20 protein-coding genes, 1 other RNA gene and 1 riboswitch are annotated in these 20,708 nt (G+C 62.2%); of the genes, 15 read left to right on the top strand and 6 right to left on the bottom strand.

Annotated elements, in window-relative coordinates; all coding sequences use genetic code 11:
* Window positions 1-28 precede the first annotated feature (28 nt).
* Window positions 29-2,419, bottom strand: coding sequence for a GH25 family lysozyme (locus PV760_RS09585; RefSeq protein WP_394524229.1), 2,391 nt, complete (start codon window positions 2,417-2,419; stop codon window positions 29-31).
* A 633-nt stretch (window positions 2,420-3,052) separates the two neighbouring features.
* Between PV760_RS09585 and PV760_RS09580 the strand changes: the two genes are divergently transcribed.
* The 14 genes from PV760_RS09580 (at window position 3,053) to PV760_RS09515 (ending at window position 14,656) form a co-directional block, all read left to right on the top strand.
* Window positions 3,053-4,276 carry a TadA family conjugal transfer-associated ATPase gene (locus PV760_RS09580; protein WP_079580559.1) on the top strand — a complete coding sequence of 408 codons (1,224 nt, stop codon included), beginning with the start codon at window positions 3,053-3,055 and terminating at the stop codon, window positions 4,274-4,276.
* Window positions 4,276-5,130, top strand: a complete 855-nt coding sequence (locus PV760_RS09575; RefSeq protein WP_079580558.1) for a type II secretion system F family protein — start codon at window positions 4,276-4,278, stop codon at window positions 5,128-5,130. Before PV760_RS09580 ends, PV760_RS09575 begins: the two co-directional genes overlap by 1 nt.
* Window positions 5,127-6,068, top strand: a complete 942-nt coding sequence (locus PV760_RS09570) for a type II secretion system F family protein (protein WP_079580556.1) — start codon at window positions 5,127-5,129, stop codon at window positions 6,066-6,068. The genes PV760_RS09575 and PV760_RS09570 overlap by 4 nt, the downstream gene beginning before the upstream one ends.
* A gap of 167 nt (window positions 6,069-6,235) precedes the next feature.
* Window positions 6,236-6,475 (top strand): hypothetical protein, encoded by a 240-nt coding sequence (locus PV760_RS09565; RefSeq protein ID WP_110503932.1) that lies wholly within the window; start codon window positions 6,236-6,238, stop codon window positions 6,473-6,475.
* A gap of 83 nt (window positions 6,476-6,558) precedes the next feature.
* On the top strand, window positions 6,559-6,906 hold the full coding sequence (locus PV760_RS09560) for a TadE family protein (protein ID WP_281444286.1): 348 nt from the start codon (window positions 6,559-6,561) through the stop codon (window positions 6,904-6,906).
* Window positions 6,887-7,414 carry a TadE/TadG family type IV pilus assembly protein gene (locus PV760_RS09555; RefSeq protein ID WP_354627623.1) on the top strand — a complete coding sequence of 176 codons (528 nt, stop codon included), beginning with the start codon at window positions 6,887-6,889 and terminating at the stop codon, window positions 7,412-7,414. Before PV760_RS09560 ends, PV760_RS09555 begins: the two co-directional genes overlap by 20 nt.
* Before the next feature lie 137 nt (window positions 7,415-7,551).
* Window positions 7,552-7,956, top strand: coding sequence for a pilus assembly protein TadG-related protein (locus PV760_RS09550; protein ID WP_189075163.1), 405 nt, complete (start codon window positions 7,552-7,554; stop codon window positions 7,954-7,956).
* 64 nt (window positions 7,957-8,020) lie between these two features.
* Window positions 8,021-9,142 carry a peptide chain release factor 2 gene (gene prfB, locus PV760_RS09545; RefSeq protein ID WP_018776403.1) on the top strand — a complete coding sequence of 374 codons (1,122 nt, stop codon included), beginning with the start codon at window positions 8,021-8,023 and terminating at the stop codon, window positions 9,140-9,142.
* A 208-nt stretch (window positions 9,143-9,350) separates the two neighbouring features.
* Entirely contained in the window at window positions 9,351-10,115 is a 765-nt protein-coding gene (ftsE, locus tag PV760_RS09540; protein WP_018776402.1) for a cell division ATP-binding protein FtsE, read from the top strand.
* The gene (ftsX, locus tag PV760_RS09535) at window positions 10,112-11,026 is read left to right on the top strand and encodes a permease-like cell division protein FtsX (protein WP_055972042.1); all 915 of its coding nucleotides are present in this window, start codon (window positions 10,112-10,114) and stop codon (window positions 11,024-11,026) included. Before ftsE ends, ftsX begins: the two co-directional genes overlap by 4 nt.
* A gap of 55 nt (window positions 11,027-11,081) precedes the next feature.
* A complete protein-coding gene (locus PV760_RS09530) occupies window positions 11,082-12,497 on the top strand; it encodes a M23 family metallopeptidase (RefSeq protein ID WP_018776400.1) in 1,416 nt (471 codons plus the stop codon).
* Between the two features lie 65 nt (window positions 12,498-12,562).
* Window positions 12,563-13,033, top strand: a complete 471-nt coding sequence (gene smpB, locus PV760_RS09525; protein WP_018776399.1) for an SsrA-binding protein SmpB — start codon at window positions 12,563-12,565, stop codon at window positions 13,031-13,033.
* A gap of 101 nt (window positions 13,034-13,134) precedes the next feature.
* Window positions 13,135-13,503: a transfer-messenger RNA gene (ssrA, locus tag PV760_RS09520) on the top strand.
* Window positions 13,504-13,684: 181 nt separating this feature from the next.
* Window positions 13,685-14,656 carry a S1C family serine protease gene (locus PV760_RS09515; RefSeq protein WP_354627676.1) on the top strand — a complete coding sequence of 324 codons (972 nt, stop codon included), beginning with the start codon at window positions 13,685-13,687 and terminating at the stop codon, window positions 14,654-14,656.
* Window positions 14,657-14,663: 7 nt separating this feature from the next.
* Here PV760_RS09515 and PV760_RS09510 read toward each other — a convergent pair whose 3' ends face one another.
* Window positions 14,664-15,038, bottom strand: a complete 375-nt coding sequence (locus PV760_RS09510; protein ID WP_026266935.1) for a hypothetical protein — start codon at window positions 15,036-15,038, stop codon at window positions 14,664-14,666.
* A gap of 37 nt (window positions 15,039-15,075) precedes the next feature.
* On the opposite strand from PV760_RS09510, the gene PV760_RS09505 reads away from it, so the two are divergent.
* On the top strand, window positions 15,076-16,524 hold the full coding sequence (locus tag PV760_RS09505) for an MFS transporter (RefSeq protein ID WP_502921434.1): 1,449 nt from the start codon (window positions 15,076-15,078) through the stop codon (window positions 16,522-16,524).
* 18 nt (window positions 16,525-16,542) lie between these two features.
* On the opposite strand, the gene PV760_RS09500 is transcribed toward PV760_RS09505, so the two are convergent.
* The 4 genes from PV760_RS09500 to hisN form a co-directional block, all read right to left on the bottom strand.
* Complete coding sequence (locus PV760_RS09500; protein ID WP_055972051.1) at window positions 16,543-17,256, bottom strand: metal-dependent transcriptional regulator; 714 nt, start codon at window positions 17,254-17,256, stop codon at window positions 16,543-16,545.
* 9 nt (window positions 17,257-17,265) lie between these two features.
* Window positions 17,266-18,087 (bottom strand): class I SAM-dependent methyltransferase, encoded by an 822-nt coding sequence (locus tag PV760_RS09495; RefSeq protein WP_110503934.1) that lies wholly within the window; start codon window positions 18,085-18,087, stop codon window positions 17,266-17,268.
* Window positions 18,088-18,134: 47 nt separating this feature from the next.
* Window positions 18,135-19,541, bottom strand: a complete 1,407-nt coding sequence (locus PV760_RS09490) for an aminotransferase class V-fold PLP-dependent enzyme (RefSeq protein WP_055972057.1) — start codon at window positions 19,539-19,541, stop codon at window positions 18,135-18,137.
* 32 nt (window positions 19,542-19,573) lie between these two features.
* Window positions 19,574-19,687, bottom strand: a riboswitch (SAM riboswitch).
* A gap of 170 nt (window positions 19,688-19,857) precedes the next feature.
* Entirely contained in the window at window positions 19,858-20,682 is an 825-nt protein-coding gene (gene hisN, locus PV760_RS09485) for a histidinol-phosphatase (protein WP_018776392.1), read from the bottom strand.
* Window positions 20,683-20,708 lie beyond the last annotated feature (26 nt).

The raw sequence follows: 20,708 nt of genomic DNA, 5'->3' as shown, positions 1-20,708 counted from the left end.
CCAGTCGACGTTTGTTGGCTGCCTGGCGCTACCTGGATGCGGGGGAGAGGATCTTCAGCCCTGTCCAGCCGGATCCGATGACGCTGGTTGGACCCCATGCACGGTTTGGCCCAACGGGGTAATAGCGGAGCTCCCCGCCAGTTGTTCGACCTATGATGCCGGTTGAACCCGCTCCAGCAAATCCTCGGATTGCTCCAAAGCTGTTAATGACATTCCACCCTGTACCGATGGTTGCCGGAGCTTCCGGGATGAAACTCCCGGTACCGGTCGACCGGTAAAGCATGAGGTCTCCGGAAGCGGTTTTAGCCAGGAGATCGGCGTTTGAGTCCTTGTCGAAATCCATCTGCACTATGTCCAGCCCTGACCAGCCGGTCCCGATCTGGGTGCGCGTTCCAAGTGCCCCGCCTGATGGATTGCCGATCTGGAACAACCGGCCTGCGGGGTCGTATCCCACAATGCTTGGCCGGGGATCGGACTTCTTCCACGTCCCGACGGTCAGCGTCCAGTCCTGCCAGCCTGTACCCAGACTGATGGGAGAGCCGAAGCCGGCCCCCTTGAAGCCCGGGTAGAGTGTCAGCCGGCCGTCACTCCACTGGGCAAGGATGTCCAATGCGCCGTCGCCATTCCAATCAGTAAGGAAGCCCGCCTTCAATCCCGTCCATTGTTTCCCGATCAGTTCGGGAGAGGTGAGTCCGCCGGAACCTGAGCCCGCATACCGGTAAAGATTGCCGTCCTGCCGGATGGCAAGGACATCGGGTTCATCCACGCCCAGTGTTGCCTCGACGTTGACCGGGGCACCACCAATGAGCAGGGCATCGTTCCAGCCGAGACCAGTGAGGAAGCGGTTACCCCACGAGCCGTTCACCGCAGGGTAAAAGTAGAGGTCGCCGTTGGCGGCACGTGCCTGCAGTCCTTGCGAGCCGGAGCCGTTGAAGCCCGCTGCGGAGCTGACTGAAGTCATGGCGGACCATCCGTTTCCGATGACCCGTGCCGGCTCTGTAAGGAAGGACCCGAGCCCGTTGCTGCGGAACAACCGCATCGTTCCGTCGCCTGTTCTGGTGACGAGGTCCTGGCTGCCATCGCCGTCAAAGTCCAGGAGATTGAACTGGTGCCCACTGAATCCGGTACCTATCAGGACACCGCCGCCCAGAGCACCGCCCGAGGCGTTCTGGTATCGGTACAGGTTGCCGCTGCCGTCCTGGCCAATGACTCCAGGGAAGGCATCCTTCGAGTTCCACCATCCGGTGGCAAGCGACATTTCCTGCCAGCCGCTGCCTACTTGGATGGGCGTGCTGAAGCCGCCGCCGGAAGTGCCGCGGAAAACCTGGAGTGTTCCGTCGGCCCATTGGGCCAGGATGTCCTGGACTCCGTCCTGGTTCCAGTCAACGACGTGGACGGAGAGGGCGTTGCCCCAGCCGGAGCCGATGGTCACGGGCCCGGAGATACGTCCCTGGCCGTCGGCTGGAAAATTATCGAGTCGTCCCGAAGGCATCACCGCAAGCACATCCGCTCCGGAACGGATGGAGGGATTCGAAGGGGTCGGAACACCCCGGGCAAAGGTACGGAGCTCATCAAAGGTGCCGTTGAAGATGTTCGAGTCGCCTTCGAAGGGGCCCGTGCTGCTGTACTGCCACATTGAGTAGTCGTTCCAACTGGCCGGCAGCGAGCCCGGCGAATTGGTGGGATTGTTCCAATAGGAAGCAATCCACAACGGGTAGCTCCCAAAGGTGCTGTTGCCTACGCAGGTATTCCACCAGTCGGTCGTGCTGTAGATGACGGGGAATCGACCGGTCAAGGCCTTGACGGTGTTGCCGAAGTCGGCTGCCCACTGACCCAGTTGGGCCTTGGACATGTCGTAGCACGTGTTGCCGAAATAGAAGCCGTTGATGGTCCGGCCCGCGTAGGGGTTGTACTCGATGTCAAGCACCGGAGGAAGAGTGTAGCCGTCGGCCGACCAGCCACCTCCATTCGCTACGAAGTACCTGGCTTGGTCTGCTCCGGATGACCAGTTCGGGATGGCGAAGTGATACGCGCCGCGAACCATGCCAACATTCCGTGAACCGTTGTATTGCTGGGTGTAGTTCTCGTTGAGGTAGTAGTTTCCCTCGGAAGCCTTGACGTAGGCCCACCGGGAGCCTTGGCTCCATTGGCTTTGCCAGTCGACGTTGCCCTGGTGTGCGCTCACGTCCTGCCCTTGGATTCCAATGGTGGGCCGCCAGTGGCCTGTGTCTGCCGCCATCGGTACCGTGGCCTTGACCGCTGCTCCTACGGCCTTGCCTCGGGCCGGTGCCGCCGCCTCTTTGTCCTGTTTGTTCGTCACGACCCTCGGGGAGCGCTGGCCCATTTCCGCGCCGCCGGCCGGGATGGCGGCGCGCATGGCGGCCTTCATACTCTCGGCGTCGGGTGCGTCACCAGGCATGGACTTGGGTTTTGTGGCCTGCGCTTCGGCTTTGCCGGCAGGGTCAGGCGCAGGTTGGGACGCTACACCGGGTGTAAGTTCGACGCCGGTGATCGGCGCTTGCTGGTCAGGCAGCTTTCCTTGCCGTGGTGTGCTTTCAACCGGAGGTGAAGCCGGGCCGTTCCCAGCCGGCTGGGGGCCCTGAGATGATCCGCCGCCAGGAGCCTCAGAAGTGGGCGCCGGCTGCGGACCGGATGTCTGTGCCCATGCGGGCGCGCAAAGGAAACTGCCTGCCGTAAGGGCGAGGGTGAGCGCCAGCCCTGCCCGCACCATGGGGATGCGTCCGACCGGGTCCAAAAATTTACGTTTCATCATCACATCCGGCCCTGTACCGCGGCTCAGCGGTGCATGGTGTGGCTTAGGGACAAGCTCCGGGGCGCCTGCGCGTGAGACCAAAGGCCAGCTCCTAACGGGCTTTACCCTAACATTCTGAAACAGGAGTGACTAGTGGGATTCACGATGCCCCCGGGACCAGTGATCCCAAGTTATCCACATGCCGTCCGGACTGACTTGAGGCGGACCTTGGGCTCGCTTAGCGTAAGTCACTCGAGATGCGCCTCTCGTTTACGCAATCGTGACCATCGGGGGAGAGCTGTGGATGCTGTAAGGATCGTCGAGGGGGAGGTCAGGGAGCTCATCCGGCGTCGTGGCCTGGATCCACTGGAACAGGCTGGTGATGTCCGAAGCCTGGTGGACGCGGCAGTCAACGACTACGACGAACGGGCCCTCCTCGCTCCGCTTCCTCCCTTGGGTCACCTCGAGTCGGCGCGTCGTCTGATTTACGACGCTGTCGCGGGGTTCGGGCCATTGCAGCCGCTTCTGGACGATGAGTCGATCGAGGAGCTTTGGATCAATGCTCCCCACGAGGTCTACGTGGCCCGAAATGGTGAATCCGAGCTGACTACGATCAGCCTCAGTGAGCAGCAGGTCCGGGACCTGGTAGAGAGAATGCTTAAGACTTCCGGACGACGACTGGACTTGTCATCGCCCTTCGTGGACGCCGCACTTCCGGACGGTTCGAGGCTGCATGTGGCAATCCCGGACATCACCCGGAGGCACTGGGCGGTGAACATCAGGAAGTTCACCGCGCGCGCCAGCCGCCTGGAGCACTTGGTAGAGCTCGGCAGCCTGACACCACAAGCTGCGAGGTTCCTGGGCGCGGCAGTAGCGAGCGGCCTCAACATTCTTGTCTCCGGCGCCACGCAGGCGGGAAAGACCACCCTTCTCAATTGCCTGGGAGCGCACATAGGTTCACGCGAGCGGGTCATCACGGTGGAGGAAATCTTTGAACTCCAGCTTCCCTTACGGGATGTCATCGGACTTCAGTGCCGTCAACCGAATCTGGAAGGTGAGGGCGAAATCCCTTTGCGGCGGCTCGTCAAGGAAGCCCTTCGAATGCGGCCGGACAGGCTCATTGTGGGCGAAGTCCGCGAAGCCGAAAGCCTGGACATGCTCATCGCCCTCAACTCCGGGCTTCCCGGTATGTGCACTGTGCATGCCAATTCTGCCCACGACGCCGTAACCAAGATCTGCACATTGCCCCTTCTCGCCGGAGCCAACATTGCTAGCGCCTTTGTGGTCCCCACAGTGGCGTCGTGCATTGATCTGGTGGTGCATTGCGGCAGGCATCCGACAGGGCGAAGGCAGATAACGGAGGTCCTTGCTTTGGGGCGGAGGGTTGAAAACGGGATCATCGAATCCTCCACTGTCTTTGGGATGTCAGCAGGCCAACTGCAGCCGAGGCCCAACGCGATGCCCGCTGCGGAAAAGTTTGCCCGCGCAGGCTTCGACGTCTCCGCGCTGTTGGAGGTGAACTGATGCCGCCTCTCCTGGGCATTCTGTGTGGCTTGGGGCTTTTCCTTATCTGGTGGTCCACCTGGGATCAACCCACAGCCAGGCCACGGAAAAAGAAACGACGCCGCCTGGACCAATTGCTTTTGTCAGCAGGGATTGAAAAGGTCACAGGATCAGCCTTGCTCCTCACCTGCGGGGGTGTTGGGTGTGCAGTCATGGCGGTCTTCTTCCTCATCACAAGGGCGCCGGTGGTCGCGTTATGCTTCGGGTTGTTCGGTTCCTGGACCCCCTTGGCAATCGTGAGGCGGAGGGCGCGAAAGCGTCGTGCGGCGCTTCGCTTGTTGTGGCCGGATGTCGTGGACCACCTGCGCTCGGCTATTCGCGCAGGCCTTGCCCTGCCTGAAGCGCTCATTCAGCTTGGATCCAAAGGACCGGAGGAATTGCGGCCGCTTTTCCTGGATTTTGGTGCCGACTACCGCTCCGGTGGGCATTTTGAGACTGCGTTGGACAGGCTTAAGGACCGTCTCGCGGATCCGGTGGCCGATCGCATCATTGAAGCCCTTCGAATGACCCGCGAGGTTGGCGGATCCGACCTGGGCCGAATGCTGGGGACTTTGTCCGACTTCCTCAGGGACAACTCCCGCACCCGGAGTGAGCTGGAAGCCAGGCAATCATGGACTGTCAACGCTGCGAGGTTGGCAGTCGCGGCCCCGTGGATCGTCCTGGTGTTGATGGCCAGCCGTCCGGAAGCGATGCCGGCCTACAACTCAACCGTGGGAGCAATGGTGCTTCTCGCTGGCTTGCTGGTTTCCGTGTGCTGCTATTCCTTGATGCTTCGTATTGGTGCGTTGCCTGATGATGAACGCGTTCTGCGATGAGTACGTCGACGGCTTGGGCCGCGGTCTCCGGCGCCGTCCTTGGAATTGGATGCTGGCTCGTCCTGACGCGTCTGCCGTTCCTGCGGGGATTGACTTTTACGGAGCGCATCAGCCCTCAGCTGAAATCCAGGAACCTCGAGTCACGCCTCCTGCTTGCGCAAGAGCCGGACCTCACACCTTTTGGACCATTGGAACGAATCCTTCGCCCCATCTTTTGGGACGCGGTGAAAAACATGTCGCGGTTGAACGTTGGCTCCGCCGTCGCGGCAAAGAGGCTGGCCCGCTCCGGGTCCTCCAAAACGATCCTTGACTACAGGGTCGAGCAGATCCTTTGGGCCAGCGGAGGTCTGGTCGTGGCGTTGCTCGTGGTCACAGCACGCGCGGCATCCGGGCAGTTCAATCCGGCGGTGTCCTGCGTCTTGGTCGTTGGGGCCGCCTTGGGAGGGTATGTGCTCCGCGACATGGTTCTGGGGCAGCAGATCAAGCGACGTGAGAGAAGGCTGCTGTCCGAGTTTCCAAGCCTTGCTGAGCTGATGGCTCTGGCCGTAGCTGCGGGCGAAAGCGCAATGGGCGCGATGGACCGGGTGAGCCGTAGCTCCCAAGGGGAACTCTCCAACGAGTTCGCGCTGATTCTTGCGGATGCCCGGTCCGGCAAGCCTCTGGCGGAAGCACTTCAGTCCTTTTCCGGCCGAGCGGAGTTACCACCACTGGTCAGGTTCTTTGATGGCTTGGTGGTGGCTGTCGAACGCGGGACCCCACTGGCAGATGTGCTTCGGGCACAGGCCGCCGATGTCCGGGATGCCGCCAAACGGGAGCTGATGGAATCGGCAGGCCGCAAGGAGATAGCCATGATGGTGCCCCTCGTCTTCGGTGTGCTGCCACTAACGGTCGTGTTTGCCGCTTTTCCAGCCATCGCAGCCCTGCAGATGAGCCTCTAGTCCCTTGCATCTCCTCCTGCAGGAATGCGGCCCGGAACAAGCGGGAGCAGCAGCGAGCCACAGTCACAACAAAGCAACACAGCAATACAGCAATACAGCAACAACACAGCATCACTGTCACTCAGCACCACAGCGACAACGCCGTATCACCGTTATTGGGGAGAATCATGAAAACATTTGCCAGCAGGTCGCCCATTGCACCAGTCCGTACCGTGTCGGGGCGGGCTTTGCTCACTGACTTCGTTTTGCGTGCGGCACCGCAGCCAGAGGAGCAAGAACGAGGAGACGTGCCTGGATGGGTCATGATCACACTCATGTCAGCGGTCTTGGTCGCTGGACTTCTTGCCCTCGCCACACCTGCCTTGAATGACTTGTTCACTCAGGCCATGTCGAAGGTGGGCAAATAGGCCGCGTGGAGGGGCAGGCCCTGTTCTCCACTGTCCTTCGCCCTTCAGGCTCGACCCGAGCCACCCGAGAACAAGGAACGGCTGTGGTGGACTTCGTATTGGTTGGAGCGCTGTTGACCCTACTCTGCATGTCGGTCATTCAACTGATGCTGGTGTTGCATGTACGCAACACGCTCATTGACGCTGCAGCTTCGGGAGCGAGGTACGGCGCGCTGGCCGACCGGACGTCATCGGAGGCAAAAGCCCGGACGGCGGAGCTGATTACCGCGGCCCTGAACGAGGGTTTCGCGCAAAGCATTACCTCGAGCGAAGAGGTAATGGACGGCATCCGGACGCTGGAGGTGACGGTGAAGGCGCCGATGCCGGTCCTCGGGTTGGTTGGACCTGAAGGCCTGATGGAGGTGCACGGCCATGCCGCCCTTCCTGGTTGAAGCGGCACAGTCATTTGGCAAAGCGCTCCGGCTAAGGATGTGCTACGTCCTGTGCTTATCCGAACTGTCGGTCGAAGGGCGCGACCGGAACATCGAAGGACAAAGGGGGAGCGCCGTCGTGGAATTTACCTTCCTCGCAGTCCTGTTGATGGTGCCACTGATTTACTTCGTGGTGACCATTGGGCAAATCCAGGGCGCATCGTTTGGAGTGGTCGGAGCGGCCGACCAGGCCGCGAAAGTTTTCGTCCTTCAGAACGACCCGGCAAGCGCGAGGAAAGCGGCGGAGCAGTCCGTAATTGTGGCGCTGGCCGACTACGGGCATACGCCGGATCAGGCCACCGTGGAGATTTCGTGTGATCGGGAAAATTGTCTGACAGCAGGGGCAAGTGTCACCGTTACTGTCCACGTCGATGTTCTGCTTCCCATGGTCCCGTTCGGTGACACCCTGAAGCTCAGTGCCAGTAAGGCATCCGCCTCGGCCACGCAGATAGTGGGTCGCTACCAATGACGCGGAAACAAAAGGTAATAAGCCCTCGACCCCTCACAGCGTCCATGCCTCCCGGGGGACGCAGATACGGCGGCCCGCATCGCTTTGGCATTCTGCCTCGCAATGGCGTCCTCCACCGCGATGACGGGCAAATTACAGTGCTGATTCTCGGATATGTGGTGCTGGCACTGCTCCTGGCCACAGTGGTGATGGCCGCTTCCTCCGTGTACCTGGAACACAAGAAGCTCTTGTCCTTGGCTGACGGAGCCGCGCTCGCAGCCGCAGACTCGTACCTGGTGGGTGACCTGGAGGGCGGGAGCCTACCTGCTGTTTCTCTGATGGATGACCGGGTGCTGGCGGCTGCAGGCTCATATCTTGGGAAAAGCAACGCCTTCGCAGGCCACGAGCGATTGGAAGTGGGGGAGGGAACCGGAAGTGAGCCTGGCGGGACGGCAGTGGTGGTTCTCAGGTCCGTCGCCCACCCGCCGGTGATCAGCTTCCTGGTGCCGGATGGAATCGTCGTCGAGGCCAGGGCGACGGCGCGGTCGAGGCTCACGCAGTAATGAATCTACGGACAAAAGCCGGACAGCCAAGGGAGCCTGATGGATAGCGTACGCTGGGATAACCATGGCTGACATAGATTTTCCCGCGGAAATCCGCGCACTTCGAGCAACTTACGGCTCCATCGAAAACGTCACTGACGTTGACGCTCTCAAGGCTGAAATCGCCGAATTGAGCGAGCAGGCCGGGGCCCCGGACCTCTGGGATGACCCCGCATCGGCCCAGGTGGTGACATCCCGTTTGTCACACCGCCAATCGGAAGTCGAACGACTCGAAAAGCTCGCAGCCCGGATTGACGACCTCGAGGTCCTGGTCGAACTTGGGCAGGATGAAGGCGACGAAGCCTCAATGGCCGAGGCCGCCAAAGAGCTGGCGTCCATCCGCAAAGCCCTCGCGGAGCTTGAAGTAGTCACCTTGCTCTCGGGCGAGTACGACGAACGCGAAGCCGTGGTGACCATCAGGGCCGGAGCGGGTGGAGTCGATGCAGCCGACTTTGCCGAGATGCTGATGAGAATGTACTTGCGGTGGGCTGAACGCCACGGTTATCCCACCACGGTGATGGACACGTCCTACGCTGAAGAAGCCGGCCTGAAGTCCGCCACGTTCGAGGTCAAGGCCCCCTACGCCTTCGGCACCCTGAGTGTGGAAGCCGGCACTCACCGGCTGGTGCGCATCAGTCCGTTCGACAACCAGGGCCGCCGGCAGACATCCTTTGCAGCCGTTGAGGTCATCCCGTTGATCGAGCAGACGGATTCAATCGAAATACCCGACAACGAGATCCGGGTTGACGTCTTCCGTTCCTCCGGCCCGGGCGGGCAGTCCGTTAACACCACTGACTCCGCAGTACGCCTGACCCACATTCCCACGGGCATTGTGGTCTCCATGCAGAACGAAAAGTCCCAGCTCCAGAACCGGGCAGCCGCCATGCGCGTGCTGCAGTCCCGTTTGCTCCTGGTTAAGAAGGAACAGCAGGACGCAGAGAAGAAAGCGCTGGCAGGGGACGTCAAAGCCTCATGGGGCGACCAGATGCGCTCCTACGTGCTGAACCCCTACCAGATGGTCAAGGATCTGCGGACCGAACACGAAGTGGGCAACACTTCGGCCGTACTGGATGGCGACATTGATGACTTCATCGACGCCGGCATCCGTTGGCGCACCGGTAACCGCAACGCAGCGGCCAACCAGTAAGATGCAGCAGCCAGCCAATTAGCAGGAGGCTGGCAGGGCGCTCCCAGACTCGGCCCTTATTACGCGACACGCCCCCGAAAGCCCCGTAATGGTGGCTTACCCGTGCGTATAGTCGAGTGGCCGGTGCTCTCACTTCCCCCATCGAAAGCCCGCGCTCCGGCTGTTGGACTGGGCGACTCATGTCATGTCCGGCGGGGTACTAAGGGCCATGATCAGATTTGAGAATGTCACCAAGGTCTACGAGCAGAATGCCCGACCGGCGCTCGATTCTGTCAGCCTTGAGATCAACCGAGGCGAATTTACGTTCCTTGTGGGCGCCTCTGGTTCGGGCAAATCCACTTTCCTGCGGTTGATCCTCAAGGAAGACAAGGCCTCAGCCGGATCCGTGTACGTTGCCGGCCAGAATGTCGCCAACATTTCGAGTTGGCGTGTGCCCAAGCTGCGCCGTGGGATCGGCGTCGTGTTCCAGGATTTCCGCCTGCTGCCGCAAAAGAACGTTTTCGCCAACGTCGCCTTCGCCATGCAGGTCATCGGGAAGAGCCGCTCCATTATTCGCGAAACGGTCCCCGAGGTCTTGAAGACCGTGGGCCTTGAAGGCAAGGAACGGCGCATGCCGCACGAGCTTTCCGGTGGCGAGCAGCAGCGGGTCGCGATCGCGCGCGCCGTCGTCAACCGTCCGGGAATCCTCCTTGCCGACGAACCGACCGGAAACCTGGACCCTATTACCTCGATGGGAATCATGGGCGTCCTGGACAAGATCAACCAGAACGGCACCACTGTGGTCATGGCCACCCACGATGACGACATTGTCAACGAAATGCGCCGCCGCGTTGTGGAGCTCAAAAACGGAAAGGTCATTCGCGACGAAGCGAAGGCCCTGTACACGTCGATGATTCCGGTAGTCGGCGAATCGCGCCGGCTGCGGGACGCCAGCGGCGAAGAACTGGACCGCGCGCAGGGGGCACAGCTGTGAGGCTCCTTTTCATCCTCGGGGAAATCGGCAGTGGTCTGCGCCGAAACCTGTCCATGGTTATTTCCGTTGTGCTCGTGACCTTTGTTTCGCTGACCTTTGTTGGTGCGGCGGGAATGCTGCAGATGCAGATCAACCAGATGAAGGGCTACTGGTACGACAAAGTCCAGGTGGCGGTCTTCCTCTGCAACGACGGTTCGACGGCGGTCGGCTGCGCGTCGGGACCGGCGACGAAGGAGCAGCAGGAAAACCTCCAGGCCATGTTGGAGTCTCCTGCGGTGAAGCAGTACATCAACGATTTCCAGTTCGAATCCCAGGCCGAGGCGTACAAGCACTTCAAGGAACAGTTCTCGAACTCTCCGATCGTTGATTCGGTATCAGAGGACCAGTTGCCGGCCTCATTCCGTATCAACATGAAGAACCCGGAAAAGTACCAGATCATCAGCGAGACGTTCTCCTCCCAGCCAGGGGTTGAAACAGTCAGCGACCAGAGGCAGGTCCTGGAACGGATCTTCTCGTGGATGAACGGAGCCTCGGTAGCGGCTGTCGGCGTGGCCGCGGTGATGATTTTCTGCGCGGTCCTCCTGATAACCACCACCATCCGGCTATCGGCCTTCAGCCGACGGCGGGAGACGGGCATCATGCGGCTGGTAGGTGCTTCAAAGACGGTGATTCAGCTGCCGTTCATCCTTGAAGGTGTCATAGCCGCCGTCGTTGGAGCGGTTTTGGCCTCTGTTACCCTGTGGCTGATGGCGCACTTCTGGCTCAACGGCGACCTGTCACGGCAATTCCTGAATACTCCGTTTATCTCCTCCACACAGGTCCTGGTGATCGCCCCTGTGCTCATCGCCCTGGGCGCGGGCCTGGCGGGGGTCTCGTCGCTGTTGACTCTCCGGCGATACCTGAAGGTTTAGCCATGAAGACCATGCCCCTCGGACTTACCACTGCTGCAAGCGAAAAGGATTCCTGATGACCACGTTGGACCCGAACTCCCTGCGTCGGCGCTTTGCGTCGGGCCAGGCTCGGATGCTGGGTGCCGTCCTCGCCGTCGGGCTGGCTGTCAGTCTCCTGTCGGGAGCGCCTGCAGCGCATGCGGACAACCTCGAAGACCAGCAGGCCGCACTGGAAGCAGAGGCCGCACGGGTACAGGCATCCTTGGAGTTCGTCGACTCGAATATTGCGAAAGCCGCCGGCGATCTTGTGATCTACCAGGGCCGCCTTCCCGGCGCCCAGCAGGCTTTGCTTGAAGCGCAGGGCCGCGTCGCGAGTGCCGTCAAGGAAGTGGAGGCTTTGGCCGCCAGGGTGGAACTCGCCCAGCAGAACAAGGCCAAGATTACCGAGCAGCTGGAAAACGACAAGCAGAAGATCACCGATACCAAGAAGCTGATCGGGCAGATCGCGTCGCAGGCCTACAAGTCCGGCGGCGTGCCCACGAATGTCGCCCTTTTGTTCGGTTCCAGCGAGTCCGGCAACCTGACCGAGTCCATGGATCTCGCTGACCAGGCCATGCGAAGCCAGAACGCGGCCATGACCAAACTGACCCAGCAGAACGCCACCAACGTGAACTCGCAAGCGCGACTGGTGGCGGTCGAGGAAGAAATCCAGGATCTCAAGGCCAAGGCAGACGCGGCACTTGAGCGGGAGAAATCAGCACGGGACGAGGCAGCCAGCAAGAAGGCTGAAGTGGACAAGCTGATCGAGGACACCACGCGCCTCAACGGACAGTTGCAAGCGGCCAAGCCGGGGATTGAAGCGAACCTCGCGCGGGTAAAGGCGGAACAGGACACTGTTGCTGCCGAGATCGTCGAGCGTGACCGCAAACTGCGGGAAGCCTGGGAAGCGGAGCAGCGCCGGCTCGCCGCCGAAGCAGAAGCCGCGGCCGCTGCGGCAGCCGCTGCCGCAGGACGCCCGGCACCTCCTGAAGCTCCTTATGTTCCGCCGGCTGCCGGTTCGCCGTCGGCGTTCGGCCTGCGCCATCCCTTCGCCAGCTATGTTCCGATCACCTCGGGCTTCGGATGGCGCGCGACGCCGCCCGGCACCATCGACTTCTACGGCACCGGCGGATACATGCACACCGGCATCGACTTCGGCGCCCCGTGCGGGACTCCCGTTTACGCCGCAGCCGCAGGTGAGGTCTTCAACTCAGGCTGGAACTCTGCCGACGGCGGTGGATGGCGCGTCAAGCTATCCCACGGTGTGGTGCAAGGCAACTCGCTGACCACGATTTACTACCACAACAGCAGCATCGTGGTGGCGAACGGGCAGAGGGTCGCGCAGGGCCAGCTCATTGCCTACTCGGGCAGCACGGGTAACTCCACAGGCTGCCACGCGCACTTCGAAACCTGGCTGAACGGTACAGCGGTGGATCCCATGACCCTTCTCTAGGGTCCGGGAAACGGCCCGCTCTGGCGTACACTGGTTCAAATCCGCAACTAACAAGGAGTTCTACCGTGCCCAAGGAAAGTGGCCGTAAGGTAGTGGCCACCAATCGGAAGGCCCGGCACAACTACCTCATCCTGGATACCTACGAAGCCGGCATCGCGCTGATGGGGACAGAAGTGAAGTCCCTCCGCGAAGGCCACGCTTCAATGGTTGACGGGTTCTGCACGTTCTACAACGACGAGTTGTGGATGGAAGGTATCCATATCCCCGAGTACCACCAGGGGAGCTGGACCAACCATGCCGCGCGCCGGCGTCGCAAGCTCCTGTTGCACCGTGACGAACTGGACAAGATCTCGCAGAAGATCCGCGAGTCCGGCTTCACAGTAGTTCCGCTGCAGTTGTACTTCCTGGACGGACGGGCAAAGGTGGAAATCGCCATCGCCCGCGGTAAAAAGGACTACGACAAGAGGCAGACCCTCCGTGAGCAGCAGGACAAGCGTGAATCGCTCCGTGAGCTGCGTGAACGCAACCGCCGGTAGGCACGTGGGTGTACCAGGGGGAATTACTTGCCTGCTGGATGCGTTATGATGAGTAGTCCGACAGGAGATTAACCCTTCTGTCGGGTTTGGTAACAAAATACGGGGATGATCGGTTTCGACGATGTTAGTCGCGACAGGTGAAGCGGGCCGAGGATGCAGAATTATCTCGTAAACGCTGTCTGCAAACCAATAAGTGCCGAATCTAAGCGCACTGACTTCGCTCTCGCTGCCTAAGCAGTAAGACAGTCCGTCAGCCCGGGGTTGCTATCGCCCCGGTTCCTGGCGTCATTTAGATAGCCACTGCTGTTTGCCTTCGTCATTGAGGTAAACGGGACTCTTAGATGACTGGGCCCGGATCAGCTACCTGTTTGCAGGATGGCTGGGGCCGAGAAAATCCGACGCAAACTGCGCCCGGAGAAGCCCTGACAACACGACATCGGACGGGGGTTCAATTCCCCCCATCTCCACACCTGGGAAAGCCCCTGGACCCTCGCGGTCTGGGGGCTTTCCTGTGCCCCGAACCGGATGCGTTCACCTAAGGCGTACTGCGGCAAGGACTACCTGCATTCCGTGGATCGTTGAAGTGAATAGGCGCATCGCCCGGCAGGCGGCGGAAAGCGCCGACGAGGCAGCGGGAGGCACAGCATGAGCATGGAGCCGGAATTTGTTCAGGAACCGGACGAGCAGCAAGCCCTGGATGCCTACTCACAAGTGGTCATACGGGTGGCGGAATCCGTGACACCCCATGTCGCCGCCATCGAAATGATGAGCACAGGCCGCAGGGGCCAGGTCCGGGTCGGCAGCGGGTCCGCAGTGGTCTTCACCGCCGATGGATACATGCTGACCAACGCCCACGTGGTGGCAGGCCTCCAGTCCGGCAGGGCCGTCTTTGGCGATGGCAAACATACTGACGTGGAACTGGTGGGCGCAGATCCGTTGTCCGACCTGGCCGTAGTCCGCGGCTTGAAATCCACACCGCCGCCGGCCCTGCTGGGCGACGCCGATTCCCTGCGGGTAGGTCAACTGGTGGTCGCCGTGGGCAATCCCCTGGGGTTGTCCGGCTCTGTCACCGCCGGCGTGGTGAGCGGCCTGGGAAGATCCATCCCTGTCCGTGCAGGCGAGCACAGGAGGGTCATCGAGGACGTCATCCAAACCGATGCAGCGCTGAACCCGGGAAACTCCGGCGGTGCACTGGCGGATACCAAGGGACGCATCGTGGGAATCAACACTGCCGTGGCAGGTCTGGGGCTGGGCCTGGCGGTGCCCATCAATACGACAACGCAACGCATCATCGCCTCCCTGCTGAGGGATGGCCGAGTGCGCCGTGCCTATCTGGGCCTGGTGAGCACCCCAATTCCGCTGGATGCAAGCGCAGTGGTGAGGACCGGCCAGAAGGAAGGCCTGAGGGTGGTGGAGGTCATTTCCAATTCGCCCGCCGAGAAGTCCGGATTACTGGCGGGGGACCTCGTGCTCCGGGCGCAGGGCAGGGCCGTGTCCAGCGCGGAAAGCCTGCAGAAACTGCTGTTCGAGGGTGCCATCGGGCAAGCTTTTCCGCTGACAGTACTACGGGACGGCAAAACTGTTCAGCTCACGGCCTATCCATCGGAAATGAGCCAGCAGTGAAGGTTGCCTAGGCTTTGTTCTCCGGAACATCCACGACGCCGACAAAGCGGCTGCCGACGCCTTCGTACTCGCTCCGGACCTCGCCCAGGAAGAGTTTCGGGAGTTCACTGTTCCGGTGGGTTCCGCAGAAGACGAAGGAAAAGTCCGGCCACCATTTCTTGGGTCGCACAGCCTCGGAATAGCCGCAGACGGCGCAGGTGAGGTGGACCCAGACAGGTCGCTTTCCTGTTCTGTTGGCCCGGGACTGTGCCAGCCAGGCCGGCGGATTGTCCTGAAGGTCGCGGAGCTCGGCTTCGGAGAGTCGGGACGGAATGCCGTGGCGCTGAGCCATTTCCATCGAAATATCAAGGGCCAAAGCGGCATCACGTCTGCTGATCACCATTCAACGATACGGGACTTACGCGGCGTAGGCTGTGCACATGACTGACGCTCCTGTCCTGTTGCCGAGTACGCCCCTCCAAAAACGGGTCCTTGTGGTGGCAATCGTGGCGTCGTTCATTGCCATCCTGGACGGCTTTGTGGTGAATCTCGCACTGCCCGCCATCGGCCGGGAGCTGGGTGGCGGCCTGGTGATACAGCAATGGGTGGTGGACGCATACCTGCTCACGCTGGGGGCTTTGATTCTGGTGGCGGGGTCGTTGTCGGACCATTTCGGGCGGGCACGGATCCTTGAATGGGGCCTGGCAGGCTTCGCCGTCACGTCGATGCTCTGCGGCTTGGCGTGGAGCGGTGAAGTCCTGGTGGTCTCACGGGCTCTCCAAGGGATCGCAGGTGCGCTCCTGGTGCCAAGTTCGCTGGCCATGATCATCACGTCGTTCTCCGGGCCGGCGCAATCGAAGGCCATCGGCCAGTGGTCAGGATGGACCAGCGCGGCGGCCATTGTTGGTCCGCTGATCGGTGGCGCCGCCGTCGATCTTCTGTCCTGGCGGGTCATCTTCTTCATCAATGTGGTTCCGGCCTTGGCCATCTGGCCCATGCTCGCCGGTCTTCGCGCCTCCGACGCCGCCAGGGACAAGACGAAGCGGATCGACTATCTTGGGGCGTTCCTGGCCATGGTTGCTTTAGGCGGTCCGGTCTTCGCGTTCATCGAGCAGGGACGCATGGGATGGGGGAGTCCGCAGGTGTGGGTGCCCCTGATTCTCGGTGTGCTGGCCATGGTCCTGTTCTTGTTCCACGAAGGCAGGACGCCCGAGCCCATGCTGCCGCTCGGACTGTTCAGGATCCGCAATTTTGCCTGGGGCAACGTCGGCACGTTGTCCATCTATGCTGGAATATCCCTCGGATTCTTCGTGTTGGGAATCTACTTGCAGCAGGTCGGAGGGCTGGGTGCCACCGTGGCCGGCATGGCTTTGCTCCCGGGCACCGTCATCCTGATGCTGGGAGCCTCTTACTTTGGTGGCCTGGCCGGCAAGTACGGTCCTCGATGGTTCATGACGATCGGTCCGTTGCTGTGCGGTGTGGGCTTCCTGATGTCCCTGTCCGTGCAGGAGCCCCTCAATTACTGGACGCAGGTGCTGCCCGGCCAGATTGTCTTCGGACTGGGGTTGGCGACGCTCGTAGCGCCTCTGACGGCCGCGATCCTCGGCGCTGTTCCGCCGACGGAAGCCGGAATCGGCTCTGCCGTCAACAACGCGGTTGCCCGTATCGCAGGCCTTATTTCGATCGCTTTCGCGGGTGTGATTGTGGGGCCGGTTTTCACCAGGCAAGGGCTGTACAACGCCTTGGTGGTGACCGCCCTGCTGTTCCTGGCCGGCGCGGTGGCGTCCGCCGTCGGGATCCGCAACCCACCACGCGAGGCGGCGGCTGCTGCTGAACGGGAACCGGATGCGGCGTCCGACGACGGCGGTCCGGTCGGGCAGCCCGGCTGACCACCCGCGCCGCAAGGGTCAGCGCGCCGGGAGCACGCAGCCTTGGTGGGTGCCGGCACTCTTCACCCACAGCGCGGAGGCGACTTCATCTGCCAGGTCAAACTCCCGACCGGCAGCGCCGCTGCCTATCCGGACCACCAATGCCCCGCCGAAAGGCTTGCGCCCCATCACTTCAACGGGTGCGTCGAGCGCGATGTCCTCCGCGGCAAGGTACCGGAGGAGTTCGGGGTTTTCGTCGCTGATGCGGGTTATGCGGCCCGAGTGGCCCTGGTCGAGTTCGATCATGCGGTACGCATGCGGCAAGTCAACGGCACCGTCCGCTGACGGGATCGGATCGCCATGGGGGTCCCGCACGGGGTGGCCGAGCTTGGCTGACATGCGTTCGATGAAGGTGTCGGACACCGCATGCTCCAGCATCTCGGCCTCGTCGTGGACCTCGTCCCAGCTATAGCCGAGTTCCTCCACCAGGTACGTCTCAATGAGGCGGTGCCTGCGAACCATCGAAAGAGCGAGGCGCATGCCTTCGGAGGTCAAACGGATGGCGCTGTAGGGCTGATGGTCAACGAGGCCTTGGTCCTTGAGCTTTCGCACCATTTCCGACACCGAGGAATTGGCGACCCCGAGCCGCAGGGCAAGCTGTGAGGACGTGATCGGCTTGTCCTGCCACTCCGTATAGGAGTAGATGACCTTGACGTAGTCCTCGATCGAGGAGGAGGGCGTACTGGTCTTCACCCCCCTAGCCTACCGTGGTGTGGCATCGTGGACTTTGTATGCACGCCAGGTCTGCGTCAGGTAGGGCAGCGGCACCGTGTCTCCCGGCGCGTGGCCAAGGTGTTCGTAGAGGTACCACTGGAGGTTGCCCATGACTTTGGCCCGCGTCGCTTCGTTGGCGCGCAGGTAGTAACTGCGCGACTTGGTCAACTCCATGATGTCCTCGGGCGAGAGCGGGTCCTCCCACCTGGTGAGGTGGCGTTCCAGTCCGTGAAACTCCGGGCCGATTACCGGCCGGAATCCCGGCTTGTGGACGTCGCCTGCATGCATGATGCGCGAGAGCCTGTGGACCCAGGGAATTGAGGTGTCCAACTGGTTCCAGATCAGCCCCAGAACCCCTGCGGGGCGCAGGATACGGGCGATCTCCGTGCTCGCGGCAAGGGGCTCGCACCAGTGCCAGGCCTGGGCAACGCTGACGACGTCGAATGCTGAGTCCGCCAGTCCGGTTGCCTCGGCCGTCCCCTCCGTCGCGTGAACATCGGGGTAGGCCTTTCGCAGTTGCGCCAACATATCGGTGGAAGGGTCGACGGCGGCCACCTCAAGTCCGCGTCCGGCCAGGAGTGCCGTGAACTTGCCCGTTCCTGCGCCGAGGTCCGCAGCTGTCGATGCCCCTTCAGGTAGGAGCCAATCAACGGAGTCCACAGGATAGCCCGGCCGCACGCGATCGTAGTGCTCTCCGCCATCCTGGAAGCTTTGGCCAAGTTCATGGCGCCGGGAGGCATGGAGTTTGGGTCCGCGGGGACCGGCGGGGCCGGGAGTGACTGGAGCGCCGTTCGCTGAGCGCAGGGACACGCAAACTCCTTCACAGGGCCGTTAGAGGTACCCTACGAATTTACCCTCTAGTCGACCGTGCAGGGAGCGGCACCGGCTGTGCCCGGGGTGTTGGGCGCCCACTCGGGGTAGCTGCGGTGGTCGTTGGCCGGTACCCAACGGCCCTCGTCCACCACATAGTCCCAGCCCAGGCCGTTGCGCTTGAGTTCCTCGATGCCTGCCAGCAGCCTGGTGGCGTCCTCCAACCGGGAGCCGACGCCGAAGCTTGCGCGCAGGGAACCCGAAGGCAGTCCCAGCCGCTTGAGCAACGGATGCGCGCAGAAACGTCCGTCGCGGAGGCCCACTCCGTGTTCGGCCGCCAGATATGCGGCGACCAGTCCGGCGTCGAATCCTTCTACGGAGAAGTTGACCACGCCTATGGTGTCCTCGGAATCGCTGAAGATCCGGTGGACTGTTACGCCGTCGATGGCTTCCAGGCCCTCAACCAGGTAGCTGCGGATGCCCGCTTCGTGTGCGTGCCAGGCGTCCTGGTCGAGGCCGGCGAGCACCTGCGTGGCGCGGGCGAGCGTCGCGGCGCCCAGGACGTTGGGGGAACCGCCCTCGTGCCGCGCCGGACCCGTGGCCCAGCTGACCGAGTCCAAGCGCGCTTCGCGGACAGCGCCGCCACCTGCCAGGTGCGGGATCCCGGCGTCGAGCCAGTCCGGGCGGCCCACTACCACTCCTGCGCCGAACGGCGCATAGAGCTTGTGTCCTGAGAAGACGATGTAGTCGACGTCAGCCTCTGCGATGTTGACGCGGCGGTGCGGAGCGAGCTGGGCTGCATCCACCACGATCCTCGCGCCGTACTCGTGGGCCAGCGCGGCAAGCCGGGCGATCGGCAGGATCTCTCCGGTGACGTTCGAGGCGCCCGTGACGGCGAGCAGGCTGACGCCGCCCAGGGCCAATTCGGCTTCGATCTTGTCCAGCGTTCCGGCCAGGGTCGGCGCCGCAACCACGCTGCGGTGCGGCACGCCCTGCCACGGGAGCAGGTTTGCGTGGTGCTCAATGTCCAAGTACAGGACCTCGCCGGCAAACCCGCCGTCGACCTGCGGGAGGCAGCCGGCCAGCAGGTTCAAGGAGTCCGTGGTGTTCCGGGTAAAGATCACCGAATCGTCGGCACGTCCGCCAACGAAGTCACGGACGATGTTCCGGGAATTCTCGTAGACGGAGGTGCTGATCTGCGAGGCGAAGCCTGCCCCGCGGTGAACGCTGGCGTAGTACGGGAGGACCTCGTTGAGGTAGGCGGAAACAATCGTCAGCGCAGGGGCTGACGCACCGTAGTCGAGGTTGGCATAGCGGACGTGGCCACCTTGGATCAGAGGCGCCTGAAGCTCCGCGCCCGTGACGGCGGCGAGGGGACGCGCAGCTGCCGATTCGAGGGCGGCTTCGTCAACAAAGGAAGGGATGGTGTTTGCGTTGAACGTGACTGTGCTCATGGGACCTCACTCAAGAGGGACCCCCACAGGGGGATCCGCGCTTGCCGCATCCGTTCCGGACCGGCCGGGTCGTCACCCGGGGCACCCCACCGCGAATGGAGGGTTGCCGGCCAGCAAACCGGGGTTTAGCGCTGGCACTCGTGACCTGTAAAAAAGGCTAAGGCACGTCCGGGGGACGATCCAAAGCCGTGGGGTTTTGTTAAGCGCTTTGTTACGCGGAATGCCAAATCCCAGTTTCCGCGAACAAAAAACGGCGGACGCGCACAAAAGCGGGCGTCCGCCGTCGAAAATTCGGCAATCCGGAGTAGTGCCGGCCTCAGGCTTGGGGCTGCAGGAGGTCGTCCAGTCCGGGGTTCAGCCGCTTCAGGACTTCCGAATGCAGGATGGAGTTGGTGGCCAGGGCGTTGCCGCCGAACGGTCCGTCTTCGCCTTCCAGGGAAGTGAAGCGCCCGCCTGCCTCCGTCACGATGGGGACGAGCGCCGCCATGTCGTAGAGGTTCAGCTCCGGTTCGCAGGCGATGTCCACCGCGCCCTCGGCCACGAGGCAGTAGGACCAGAAGTCACCGTAGGCACGTGTGCGCCAGACGTCCTCCGTGAGGTCCATGAATTCGTCCAGATTGCCCCGCTCCTTCCAGCCGGACAGGCTGGAGTAGGACATGGAAGCGTCGGCCAGGCGTGAAACGTTGGACACCTTGAGGCGGGTTGCTGAAGCGAGGGACCGACCCATGTAGGCGCCCATGTCCTTGGCTGCCCACCAGCGTTTGCCCAACGCCGGAGCGCTGACCACACCAACGACGGGCTCGCCTTCATCGACGAGCGCGATCAGCGTTGCCCATACTGGAACGCCGCGGACAAAGTTCTTTGTTCCGTCGATGGGATCGATGATCCAGCGCCGCGATCCGTGGCCACTGCTGCCGAACTCTTCACCCAGGACTGCATCACGTGGACGCGAGCGCGACAACTGACCGCGGATAGCCTCCTCCGCAGCCTTGTCGGCATCGGTGACAGGGGTGAGGTCCGGCTTGGTTTCGATCTGCAGGTCCAGGGCCTTGAAGCGATCCATGGTTTGGGCGTCGACGGAATCGGCGAGGACATGGGCCAGGCGCAGGTCGTCGTTGTAGGTGGAAGCGGGTTGGGTCATGGCACCAAACTATCCTGAAATGCTGG

Origin of the sequence: Paenarthrobacter sp. CC6, from assembly GCF_040560085.1 — a bacterium.
Taxonomy (GTDB): Bacteria; Actinomycetota; Actinomycetes; order Actinomycetales; family Micrococcaceae; genus Arthrobacter; species Arthrobacter nicotinovorans.
Note: the sequence above shows the minus strand (reverse complement) of the source record. Positions and strands in the feature narration are given on the sequence as shown.